This window comes from Polaromonas sp. (assembly GCF_036676035.1).
Taxonomy (GTDB): Bacteria; Pseudomonadota; Gammaproteobacteria; order Burkholderiales; family Burkholderiaceae_C; genus Polaromonas.
On record NZ_JAKFDR010000097.1, the window covers coordinates 95357 to 106723 of the forward strand.

The window sequence follows — 11367 nt, forward strand, 5'->3', positions numbered from 1 at the left end:
ACAGTGCACCACAACTCAGGCCTGCTTGCCCGGTGCCTTGTCGTGTCCCGCAGGCAAGGTGATGCCGTGGCCATACCTCAGCTTCATCCCAAGAATCGCCAGCGCCAGCACCAGCGTCACCGAATTGGCAATCACCACCGGCCAGGCGCCGAGCAGCAGGCCGTAGCCCAGCCACAGGGCGACGCCGAGGGTGAACGCGCTGTACATGCCCAGTGAAACACCGCTCACGTCGCGGGTCTTGAAGCTCAGCCAGGCTTGCGGCACAAAGCTCAGGGTGGTCAGGCCGGCGGCCAGGTAGCCGACGAGCTCGGCGTTGTTGATGCCCAGGTTCACTGTCACTGATTGCCTTCTTTCACGGTCCAGTCCACCAGCGCCTCAAGCGCCGGACGGGCGGCGGGGGCGTTGGGGTGGTTGATGATGGCCACCACCACCAGGCGCCGGCCGCTGATGGTGTGCACATAGCCGGCCAGCGCGGTGGCGTCGCGCAGCGTGCCGGACTTGAGGTGGGCCCAGCCCTGCGACACGCGGGACCGGCTGCGCCGCAGCGTGCCGTCGATGCCGGTGATGGGCAGCGAGGCCATCATCTCGGGCATGGCCCCCGAGATGTAAGCGGTCTGCAGCAGGCGCGCCAGCCCTTGCGGCGTGACGCGCTCGCTGCGCGACAGGCCCGAGCCGTTGTCGAGCACCGGCAGGTCCTGCTCGCCAAAGCGCTCGCGCCACCAGTTGCCCACCAGCTCGCGCGACGCCTCCTGGCTGCCCACCCCCACGTTCAGCCCGCCGCCGCCGACGCCGCCCGGTCCGGCCACGGGTGGCCGCTGCTGGCTCAGCGTGAGAAACAGCTGCTGCGCCATCACGTTGTTGCTGAATTTGTTGGTGTCGCGGATGATCTCGGCCAGCGTCGGCGAGACCAGCTCAAACGTGGGCTTGAGCCCCACCGGCGCCCGGCCCTCGCGGATGCGCCCGGTCAGCTTGCCGCCCATCTCCTGCCACAGGCCCAGCACGGCGCGCTCGGCGTGGCTGGCCGGCTCGATATAAGCCACGGCCCAGCTTTTTTCACCGCAGGCCGGTGCGTAACTGCCGTTGAAGGCGATGCGGTTGGGGTCCAGAAAATCGGCCTTGAGTGCGCCGCGCCAGTCGCCGCAGCCATTGTTTCCCGTGGCCAGCGGCACACTGGTCTGCAGTTGCACGCCGGCCAGCGGCGGGTCAAAGCTCACGCTGGCCGTGCCGGTGGCCAGGTTGGGCACAAACGTCATCACGACCGATTTGTAATTGATCAGCAGGGCATCGGGGCCGGCGTTTTGCGGGCGCAGCGGCTCGCCGTCGAAGTCGGCCGGGTTATGCGGGGCCAGTAAAAAAGCGCTGCGGTCCAGCACGATGTCGCCCGCAATTGTCTGGATGCCCAGGCTCTGCACGCGGCGCAGCAGCAGCCACAGGCGCTCCAGCACCAGCTTGGGGTCGCCCTTGCCCTGGATCACCAGGTTGCCCTGCAGCACGCCGTCTTTGATGGTGCCGTCCACATACACCGGCGTGCTCCAGGTGAAGGAGGGACCCAGCAGTTCTAGCCCGGCGTAAGTGGTCACCAGCTTCATGACCGAGGCCGGGTTCACGGACGCGTCGGCGCGGTAGCTCAGCAGCGGCGCCCCTTTGCCGCCCGGATCGGGCGCGGCATCGACCACCAGTGCCGCCAGCGTGTCGCGCGGCACCCGGGCGCGCGCCAGGGCGGCCTCGACTTCAGGCGGCAGCGATTGCGACGGCAGGGCCTGCGCCATGGCCAGGCTGCCGCAGAGCGCCAGCAGCAGGCCGGCGGCCAGGCGGCGGGCCGGGCTTGTGCTCAAGCGCGCGCGGGGGTAATTGAAAACCATGGCCTGATTATCGGGGCAGCGATATTTGAGTGCGCTGTCGCCGGTCAATGCCCAGGCCGGATAATCCACCATGGGCTTTTGCAGCGGGTTCCCCGGGGGCCTGCTTTTTAGCTATTCTTTTAATAGCTGTTTGCGCACAATTGGCGTGGGCTAAAGCCCGATTTGATGTATAAAAACCATGAAACTGCTTGCTTTTGACACCAGCACCGACGTGATGTCGCTGGCTGCCACCGATGGCGTGCATGTCTGGCAGCTCAGCGGGCCGGGCGGCGCGCAGGCGTCCAGCACGCTGATCCCGGCGATTCTGGCGCTGCTGGCGCAGGCCAGGCTGACGCTGGACGCGCTCGATGCGATCGTCTTTGGCCGCGGCCCCGGCTCCTTCACCGGCCTGCGCACGGCCTGCTCGGTGGCGCAGGGTCTGGCGCTGGGGGCCAGGGGTGGCGCCGGCCTGAAGGTTTTGCCGCTGGACACGCTGATGGCGGTGGCCGAAGAAGCGCGGTTTCAGTGGGCCCACAGCCATCCGGACGCGCCCTTGTCGCGCATCACGGCGCTGCTCGACGCCCGCATGGACGAAATGTATGTGCAAGCCTTTGAATTCAAGGACGACCAGTGCGCTGCGCTGGCCGACTGCGAGCTGATCCGGCCGGAGCACCTGGTGGTGGAGGCGTCGACGCAGTTGCTGGCCGGCAATGTGTTTGGCGTGTATGCCGACCGTTTGCCAAATTTTCCAGATTTTCCACATTCGCCAGCTTCGCCGGCCGGGCCCGCCATGGTGCCGCGCCTCACCGCCCTGCCTGCCGCCAGCGCCATGCTGCGGCTGGCGCCGGCGCTGGTCGCCGCCGGCCACTGCGTGGATGCCGACCACGCGCTGCCGCTCTACATTCGCGATAAAGTAGCGTTAACCACCGAAGAGCGTGCCCAGGTCAAAGCCCAGGCTGCCCGGGCCTCCCCTCCGGTTTGACCCTTGTTTCACCATGAGCGCCGTTCTCCAACCCCCACCACCGCTGGAAGCCCAGTTCGAAGCCATGACCGAGTCCTGGTTCGAGGCCGTGCTGCGCATCGAGCAAAGCGCTTACGGCCATCCGTGGACGCAGGGCAACTTCAATGATTCGATCAAGGCCGGCTACCAGGCCCAGCTGCTGCTCGCCGGCAGTGGCGAGCAGGCCGAGCTGCTGGGCTACTTTGTCGCCATGAAGGGCGTGGACGAAGTGCACCTGCTCAACATCACCGTGGCCCCTGCGCACCAGGGCCAGGGCTGGGCCCGCGTGATGCTCGATGCGCTGGCGATCTGGGCGCGCGGGCAGGGTGCGCAATGGCTGTGGCTGGAGGTGCGCGTGAGCAACACGCGCGCCAAGGCGGTTTACGAGCGCTACGGCTTTCGCCATGTGGGCACGCGCAAAAACTATTACCCGGCCGCAGCCTCCAGACGCGAAGACGCGGTGGTCATGAGTCTGGCGCTATGAGGGAGCTTATCCAATGAGCCTGGACCTCGACAAACGCCAGCGCGCCATGCTGCGCGAGATGGGTGTGCGTCTGTGGCAGCCGCTGCCCGCAATGCCCGTGTCGCTCGCGACGCCAGCCTTGCCGGTGGCGTCCGGGGTGGAAATTGCTATCAATAAGATAGCTGTTGATGCAAAATTTGAGCGGGCTACGGCCCGATTTGATGAGTCAAGTCGACCTGCCGCCGTCCCTGCTGCACCGGGCTCGCTTCAGTCAACGGGCCTGTCGGCGCGCCCAGCCGGCATTGACCAGATGGACTGGTCCGCCTTGCAGTCGGCCGTGGCGGGCTGCCGCGCCTGCCGCCTGTGCGAGAGCCGCAGGAACACCGTGTTTGGCGTGGGCCCCGCCTTGCCGGCGCAGGCCGCTGTGGCCCCCCCCGTCGACTGGCTGATCGTTGGCGAAGCGCCCGGCGAAAACGAAGACCTGGCCGGCGAGCCCTTTGTCGGCCAGGCCGGCAAGCTGCTCGACAACATGCTGCAGGCCATGAAGCTGCAGCGTGGTGAGGCGGGTGTGGCGGCGAGCCCGGCCGGCGCCGCCATGTCAAACCGCGTGTTCATCACCAACGTGCTCAAGTGCCGCCCGCCGGCCAACCGCAACCCCGAGCCGGCGGAAATGGCGCAGTGCGAGCCCTACCTGAAGCGCCAGATCGAGCTGCTGCAGCCCAAAGTCATTCTGGCCCTGGGCCGCTTTGCCGCGCAGTCGCTGCTGCAGGCCAGCGTGCCCGACGTGCAGAAAATCCCGTTGGGCAAGCTGCGCGGCCGGGTGCACCGCTACCTGGGTGTGCCGGTCGTGGTCAGCTACCATCCGGCCTATCTGCTGCGCAGCCTGCCCGACAAAGCCAAGGCCTGGGACGACCTGTGCCTGGCCATGGACCAAATAAGAAGTTAGCCCCCACGGTCGCTCACTTCGTGTAGCTCCCTGCCCCCCGGGGGGGCCGCTGCGCCTGCGGTCCGGCAAAGCCGGACCCGCGGCCCCTGCTTGACAAGACATGCCCCCTACCGTCGCTCACAACGCGCAAGCTCCCTGCCCCTCGGGGGAGTAGGGGCTCCCTCCTCACCAGCCGGGGCCGCGGGCCCGGCTTTGCCGGACCGCAGGCGCAGCGCCCCCTCGGGGGGCAGCGAACCACACGAAGTGGGGAGCGTGGGGGCTTAAAATACTTCATGACCTTTCTCGACATGCTGGGCGCGGCTGAGCGCCAGAACCGCTCCATGCTCTGCGTGGGCCTGGACCCGGAGCCCACCAAATTCCCCGGCAAACTCAAGGGCGACGCCAACAAGATTTACGACTTTTGTGCGCGCATCGTCGACGCCACGGCCGACCTCGTGATCGCCTTCAAGCCGCAGATTGCCTACTTCGCCGCCCACCGCGCCGAAGGCCAGCTCGAGCGCCTGATGGAGCACATGCGCCGCGTCGCGCCGCAGGTGCCCATCATCCTGGACGCCAAGCGCGGCGACATTGGCAGCACGGCCGAGCAGTACGCGATCGAGGCCTTCGAGCGCTATGGCGCCGATGCCGTCACGCTCTCGCCCTTCATGGGCTTTGACTCGGTCGCGCCTTACCTCAAGTACGAAGGCAAGGGCGCGTTTTTGCTGTGCCGCACCTCCAACCCCGGCGGCGACGACCTGCAGAACCAGCGCTTCGCCTCGATTGATGGCCAGCCGCTGTTGTACGAGCATGTGGCCCGCCTGGCGCAAGGCCCGTGGAACCTCAACGGCCAGCTCGGGCTGGTGGTCGGCGCGACTTACCCGGCGGAGATCGAGCGCGTGCGCGCCGTGGCGCCCACACTGCCGCTGCTGATTCCCGGCGTGGGTGCGCAGGGCGGCGACGCGGTGGCGACGGTGAAAGCCGGCTGGCGCGGGCAGGACGGGCAGACGCTTGCGCCCATCATCGTGAACTCATCGCGCGCCATTCTTTACGCCTCCTCGGGCGACGACTTCACCGAAGCCGCCCGCCGCGAAGCCCTCAAAACGCGCGACGTGCTGCAGGCGGCCAGGGCCTGACCCTGCCCCCATGCAACTCAAATGGCTGGAAGACTTTGCCGCGCTGGCGCAAACGCGCAATTTCAGCCGCGCGGCGGAACTGCGCCATGTCACGCACCCGGCATTCGGCCGGCGCATCAAGGCGCTGGAAGCCTGGGCCGGCACGCCGCTGATTGAGCGCGGCAGCAGCCCGGTCACCTTGACGGCCGCCGGTGCCAGCCTGCTGGACAACGCCCAGCAAATGGTGCGCAGCCTGGGCCATGCGCGGGAGGAGTTGCTGGGCGCGGCCGGCAGGCAGGAAAACACCGTGACGCTGGCGACCGGGCGCACCCTGGCCCGCACCCTGGTCGCCGACTGGCTGGTCCGCCTGCAGCCCTTGCTGGTGAAGGCGGGCGGCGAGCTGCGCATCCTGACGCGCGCCCTGGCGGACACGGCGCAGCTGCTGGAGCGCGGCGAAGTCGACTTCATGCTGACCTACCACCACCCGCTGCTGGCGCTGCGGCTCAATGCCAGGCAGTACGCCCATCTGTCGCTGGGCCAGGACCGGCTGGTGCCGCTGACGCGCGCCAACGCGCACGGCCAGGGCCGGCACCGGTTCCAGCCCGGCAGCCCGGCACCCTATCTAGCCTATGCCGGCACGCTCGCTCTGGGCCGGCTGGTGGAAGACCACCTGGCCAACAATCCGCATGCGCCCGCCTTGCGCCGCGTCGTGGAGTGCGACTCGGCCGATGCCCTGATCGAATACGCCCTCAAGGGCCTGGGCGTGGCCTGGCTGCCGTGGTCCATGGCGGCCAGCGCCGTCAAGGCCGGGCAGCTGGTCCCCGTGGGCGACAAGCGGCTGGAGATACGCTTTGAAGTGCGCATCTACCGCGCCAAGCGGCGGCTCAGCCCCCTGGCTGAAAGCATTTGGCGTGCGTTCGAGGCTCGCTGAGCCAGCCTTGAAATATTGCCAATAAGGCAGTGTCTTGTGCTTTAGTGGCACCAAGTCAAACCCTGGTAGTCCGGACAATGGGCCGACTCATTTCATCCAGGATTTGCCATGACCACTTTGAATATTCTGCGTCGCGCCGCCGTGCTGGGCAGTCTGGCGCTGCTGGTGTCTGCCCCGGTGGCAGCCCAGGGCGACCACTACCCCAACAAGCCCATCACCATCGTGATCGGCTATCCGCCCGGCGGCAGCACCGACCTGACCGGCCGCACGCTGGCCCATGAGTTGTCGAAAAAACTGGGTGTGCCGGTGGTGATTGAGAACGTGGGTGGTGCGGGCGGCGCCATTGGCGCCCAAAAGGTGGTCAATGCGGCGCCCGACGGCTACACATTGCTGGTGGGGGCCAATAACGAAATCGCCATCAGCCGCCTGGTGTCCAGTGCCGTGAAGTACCAGATCAAGGATTTCACGCCGATTGGCCTGATTGCCTCGCAGCCCCTGGTGCTGGTGGCCTCGCATAAGAGCGGCGTCAAGACCCTGGGGCAGTTTCTCAGCCTGGTCAAGCAGAACCCCGGCAAGTTCAGCTACGGCAGCTCCGGCGTGGGCACGGCCCTGCACCTGGCCGGTGAAATGGTCAAGGAGCAGGGCGGCCTGTTCATGACCCACATCCCTTACCGCGGTGTGGCGCCTCTGGCCAATGACCTGCTGGGCGACAACATCGACTTTGGCGTGTTTGTGCTGTCCAGCGGACTGCCGCATATCCGCAGCGGCAAGCTGGTCGCGCTGGGCACCACGGAAGCCAAACGCTCGGCCTTGATGCCCGAAGTTGCCGCCCTGGCCGAAAACCACAAGCTCAAGGGCATCGATATCGGCGTGTGGTTTGCGCTGATGGGCCCGGCCAAGCTGCCCGAGCCCGTGCTGGCCAAGCTCAAAAAAGCTTTCGGCGAGGCGATGCAGTCGCCTGAGCTGCGCAAGAAGCTGGAAGAAAGCGGCTCCACGCTGGCAGCGCCCAATGTGGACATGGCGAAATTCCTAGAGGCAGAAACCGCCAAGTACCAGAAAACAGTTGATTACGCCAAGATCAAAGAATGAGCGACGTGCTGACGTTTGAACTGGGGCTGCCGGACATTTCGGCCTGGCGCGCCGGCAACACCGGGGTGGAAGGCGTCTGGCACTTTGACTCCGGGCACAGTGGTCCGTGCGTGATGATCAGCGCGCTGGTGCACGGCAACGAGCTGTGCGGCGCTTGGGCGCTCCAGGGCTTGCTGGAAGCGGGCCTCAAGCTCCAGCGCGGCCGGCTGACCCTGGCGTTTTGCAACCTGGCCGCGTTTGACCGCTTTGACCCCGCCAATCACGATGCCTCGCGCTTTGTCGATGAAGACCTGAACCGTCAATGGTTGGTGGAGCGCATCGAAAGCGGCAGCACGCGGGAGCGCCGCCGGGCCGCTGAATTGCGACCGTTTGTCGAGCGGGCCGACTGGTTGCTCGACTTGCATTCGATGCACGAACGCGCCGCCCCGCTGCTGCTGGCCGGCATGCAGCCGCGCAACCTCGCGCTGGCCAAACAGCTGCGCGCGCCGGAGCACATCGTGGTCGATGCCGGGCACAAAGACGGCGTGCGCATGCGCGACTTTGGCCGTTTTGGCGAACTCGGGGTTGAGGGCCAAGACCCGGGCACCCGCTCGCTGTTGCTGGAGTGCGGCTTTCATGGCGACCTGTCCAGCCGGACGGTGGCGCAGGATATGTGTGCGCGTTTCCTGCAGGCCGCCGGAACGCTGGACGCGCAGGCCTTGCGGCGTGCATTGCCTGGGTGGCTCCAGGACGATGCGCCGCGCCAGTGGGTGCTGGAAGTCACCGGCCCGGTGGTGGCTCGCAGCGAGCAGTTCCGCTTCACGGAGCCCTTTCAGGGGCTGGAGCTGATTGAGCAGGCCGGCACCGTGATCGGCTGGAACGAAGACCAGCCGGTCACGACGCCTTACGACGATTGCGTGCTGGTGATGCCCTCGGTGCGTCAGGCGCGCGCCGGCGTCACCGTGGTGCGCTTCGCACGTCGCCGCCCCTTGTGACGAGGGTTGGCACAGCGGTAAAGCGCTGATTTGCTATTGTTTTAATAGCTACTTGCGTCCATAATTATTGGGCTAGAGGTCGATTTGGCTTTAATGCTAGGCCCAGACCCGGTACAACCAGTAGCTTTCGTCGTCCATCGCCCGCTGCGCTAGCTCGGTCGGCGTATGACCGGTGATTGCGCGGGTCTCGCGGCACAGGTGCGCCTGGTCGGCAAAGCCCCCGTTCGCGGCCGTCTCGGCCCACGAGACCGTGCCTGCTTCCACCGCCGCGCGGGTGCCCAGAAAGGACTGCTCGGCCCGGCTCATGCGGCGCAGCCCGCGCAGCGGCTGCCCGGCCCAAACCTTGATGCGGCGCTCGAGATTGCGCGTACTGCGGCCCCAGCCGGCTGCCGCCACATGGCCGGCCAGACCGTTCACCCAATCGCCCAGCGCACTGCCGGGTGCGGCGCCGGCCGCCCGCGCGGCATGCCACCGGGGCTCGAGGAACTGCTCGACCAGCGCCACACGGGCGTCGTCGTCGTGCGCGTCCAGGACTTGCTGCGCCAGTGCCTGCCACGGGCCGTCCAGCACGGCGTCCAGCGCCACGAAGCGGTTGACGTGGCGCGACATGTCGATGCCGGTCAACGCATGCAGAGCCTGCGGGAACAACATCACCATGAACAGGTGCACTATTGGCGCAACTGGCGCGAGAAAAAAAGCAAATTCAATTAACGAGCGTTATTTTGGGTCTGTTGCAACGGTTGACTCCAATGGCAACGGAGGAAATGGGCAGTTCAACGAGGATCGCGACCCGCCCGAGGGCGGCATTTCAGCGCTTATTATCGAAACGGCAGTGATCAAGGGATGATGGAATACGTCTTCTATAAGCTGCTCGATCCCGTCGAAATAGCGCGGCCCGCTCGTTTGGTGCGCTGACAACATAACAACATACCAAGTGGGTACAACTGGATATAACCACAGTACCATGATGCACCCAACCCGTGCAAACACGCTCGGGCTGGCACCGCACCATGCCTGCCGCCGCACGTTCAGCGCAACCGCAACCGCAACCGCAACCGCAACCGCAACCGCAATCGCAATCGCAATCGCAATCGCAATCGCATACGCATTCGCACGCGGGTGGGCCAGCTGCGGCCATACCCAAATCCAAGCCCAAACTCTACAACCCGCGCCACCCCGAGCGTTCGCTGCTCTACCAAACCATTGCCGAACATTTTGAGACCTGGCTTGAACTCGCCAGCGCAGGCCAGTTCGACGGGCAGGGCGACCACCACACGCCAAAGCCCTTTGTGCGCCAAGCCTTTCGCAAATACCTCGAATGCGGCATCTTTGCCCACGGCTTTGCCCGAGCGCGGTGTGATGACTGCGGGCACGACTACTTCGTAGCCTTCTCCTGCAAAGGCCGTGGCGTCTGCCCCTCGTGCAATACGAGGCGCATGGTGGAGACGGCGGCACACCTGCGCGATCACGTTTTCCCGCGTCTACCGGTGCGCCAGTGGGTGCTGTCGGTCCCGAAGCGTCTGCGCTACTTTATGCAGCGTGACGGGGCGACACTCGACATGGTGCTGCGCATCTTCCTGCGCGTTATCGCGCAAAGCCTGCAATCGAGCAGCCCCGGTGCAGCGACGGTGGACAAGGCGGCCCTGCACATTGGTGCCGTGGCTTTTATCCACCGCTTCGGCTCCAGCCTGAACGAGCATGTGCATTTCCATGTGTGCGTGGTCGATGGGGTGTTTGAGGCGGTGCTTGAGGCGGTGCCAGGCAGTACTGATGGCGTGATCTTCAACCCGGCCAGTGGGGTCGACGAGACCGTGGTAGCCCAGGTGCAGGCCACCCTGCGACGGCGCATCCTGCGCGCCTTCGTGGGCCGGGGTCTGATCGAGAGTTGTGACGCCAAAGACATGCTGGCCTACCAGCACAGTGGTTTCTCGGTGGACGCGGGTGTCTGCATAGAGGCACACGACCGTGCTGGCCTGGAGCGGCTGCTGCGGTATTGCGCCCGCCCACCCTTCGCCATGGAACGTCTGCGTAAAGAGGGCGCGGCCTTGGTGTACCGCTGCGCCAAACAACGCAGCGAACCGACCAATGACAAGCGCGGTGCCAAGGCAGACGAGATCACACTCACACCGCTGGAGCTGATAGAGCGCATTGCCGCCCTGGTGCCTCCGCCACGCACCCACCGCCACCGCTACTTTGGCGTGCTGGCACCGAACTCGCCGCTCAGGGTTGCGGTAACGGCTCTGGCTCAGGCCGCACCTGCGCAACCGGCCACGGTGCAGGCCGAGCCAGCCACCACGGGTGAGGGCGCACCTGCCAACCCGGTGCCGCCCAAGCCAGTGCCACCCAAGAGTTTCCCGGCGCACTACCTGTGGGCGGTGTTGATAGCCCGCATCTACGAGGTGTTGCCGTTGCTGTGTCCGCTGTGCGGTGGACAGATGCGCCTGATTGCGTTCATCACCCACAGCGCCGATATCAGGCAAATACTCGATCACATTGGTGTGGAGTCGCAGCCCCCGCACATTTCCCCGGCACGCGGGCCGCCGCTGTGGGAGGACTGTGATGCGCAGATGGATGACGGGGTGCAAATCGAGCCGGATTGGGATTTGGCTGCACAACCGGCACCGGACTACGAGGTGGACCAGCGCGTCAATTGGTGACTGATCGAAACGGCGATTCAGATAGCTGGGGGGAGAGGGCTGTGTGTGCGACTGGTTCCGCGCGGTTTAGCGACGATGGAATTGGCCAATCCAGTGGTTCGGCGGTTCAAACTCCAGGGTGCGGGGGCGATTTGGCGCGTCCAACACGTGCCATACTTGGCCTTGTGCGGTTGGATTTCCTATCCGTCGTTGCGAGTTGCGGGCGCGGGGCCACGCGGGCTATGTGGCGGCCTTGTCGAAGCCGTAGTCCCGCTCGACCTTGGCGATGCGCGTTTTGTAGCGGGTGTACCAGTCGCTGCGCCCGGTCTGCTGTGCAATCAGATGCTCGGCATGGGCCTTCCAGGCTTTGATTGATGCCAGATCCTGCCAGTAGCT

12 protein-coding genes are annotated in these 11367 nt (G+C 65.9%); 9 read left to right on the forward strand and 3 right to left on the reverse strand.

All coding sequences use genetic code 11. The annotated features are described in order from the left end of the window. Positions 1-15 precede the first annotated feature (15 nt). The gene (locus V6M61_RS14225) at positions 16-321 is read right to left on the reverse strand and encodes a SemiSWEET transporter (RefSeq protein WP_332777246.1); all 306 of its coding nucleotides are present in this window, start codon (positions 319-321) and stop codon (positions 16-18) included. Between the two features lie 14 nt (positions 322-335). After that, positions 336-1862 (reverse strand): D-alanyl-D-alanine carboxypeptidase/D-alanyl-D-alanine-endopeptidase, encoded by a 1527-nt coding sequence (locus V6M61_RS14230; protein WP_332777229.1) that lies wholly within the window; start codon positions 1860-1862, stop codon positions 336-338. Positions 1863-2040: 178 nt separating this feature from the next. On the opposite strand from V6M61_RS14230, the gene tsaB reads away from it, so the two are divergent. From tsaB to V6M61_RS14265, 7 genes are all read left to right on the forward strand, one after another. After that, positions 2041-2823 (forward strand): tRNA (adenosine(37)-N6)-threonylcarbamoyltransferase complex dimerization subunit type 1 TsaB, encoded by a 783-nt coding sequence (gene tsaB, locus V6M61_RS14235; protein ID WP_332777230.1) that lies wholly within the window; start codon positions 2041-2043, stop codon positions 2821-2823. A 13-nt stretch (positions 2824-2836) separates the two neighbouring features. After that, positions 2837-3325 (forward strand): ribosomal protein S18-alanine N-acetyltransferase, encoded by a 489-nt coding sequence (rimI, locus tag V6M61_RS14240; RefSeq protein WP_332777231.1) that lies wholly within the window; start codon positions 2837-2839, stop codon positions 3323-3325. 13 nt (positions 3326-3338) lie between these two features. Next, entirely contained in the window at positions 3339-4250 is a 912-nt protein-coding gene (locus V6M61_RS14245; protein ID WP_332777232.1) for a uracil-DNA glycosylase, read from the forward strand. Positions 4251-4522: 272 nt separating this feature from the next. Further along, a complete protein-coding gene (pyrF, locus tag V6M61_RS14250) occupies positions 4523-5362 on the forward strand; it encodes an orotidine-5'-phosphate decarboxylase (protein ID WP_332777233.1) in 840 nt (279 codons plus the stop codon). 10 nt (positions 5363-5372) lie between these two features. Further along, entirely contained in the window at positions 5373-6272 is a 900-nt protein-coding gene (locus tag V6M61_RS14255) for a LysR family transcriptional regulator (RefSeq protein ID WP_332777234.1), read from the forward strand. Positions 6273-6380: 108 nt separating this feature from the next. Then, positions 6381-7361: a Bug family tripartite tricarboxylate transporter substrate binding protein gene (locus V6M61_RS14260; protein ID WP_332777235.1), complete on the forward strand. Its 981-nt coding sequence runs from the start codon at positions 6381-6383 to the stop codon at positions 7359-7361. Continuing rightward, positions 7358-8335: a succinylglutamate desuccinylase/aspartoacylase domain-containing protein gene (locus V6M61_RS14265; RefSeq protein ID WP_332777236.1), complete on the forward strand. Its 978-nt coding sequence runs from the start codon at positions 7358-7360 to the stop codon at positions 8333-8335. Before V6M61_RS14260 ends, V6M61_RS14265 begins: the two co-directional genes overlap by 4 nt. Positions 8336-8431: 96 nt before the next feature. Here the strand turns inward: V6M61_RS14265 and V6M61_RS14270 are convergent, their stop codons facing one another. After that, a complete protein-coding gene (locus tag V6M61_RS14270; RefSeq protein WP_332777237.1) occupies positions 8432-8992 on the reverse strand; it encodes a hypothetical protein in 561 nt (186 codons plus the stop codon). Here V6M61_RS14270 and V6M61_RS14275 point away from each other — a divergent pair. Together V6M61_RS14275 and V6M61_RS14280 are read left to right on the forward strand one after the other, a co-directional pair. Continuing rightward, positions 8991-9182 (forward strand): hypothetical protein, encoded by a 192-nt coding sequence (locus tag V6M61_RS14275; protein WP_332777238.1) that lies wholly within the window; start codon positions 8991-8993, stop codon positions 9180-9182. The two genes, V6M61_RS14270 and V6M61_RS14275, sit on opposite strands and share 2 nt — an antisense overlap. 133 nt (positions 9183-9315) lie before the next feature. Then, positions 9316-10992 carry a transposase gene (locus V6M61_RS14280; RefSeq protein ID WP_332777239.1) on the forward strand — a complete coding sequence of 559 codons (1677 nt, stop codon included), beginning with the start codon at positions 9316-9318 and terminating at the stop codon, positions 10990-10992. Positions 10993-11367 lie beyond the last annotated feature (375 nt).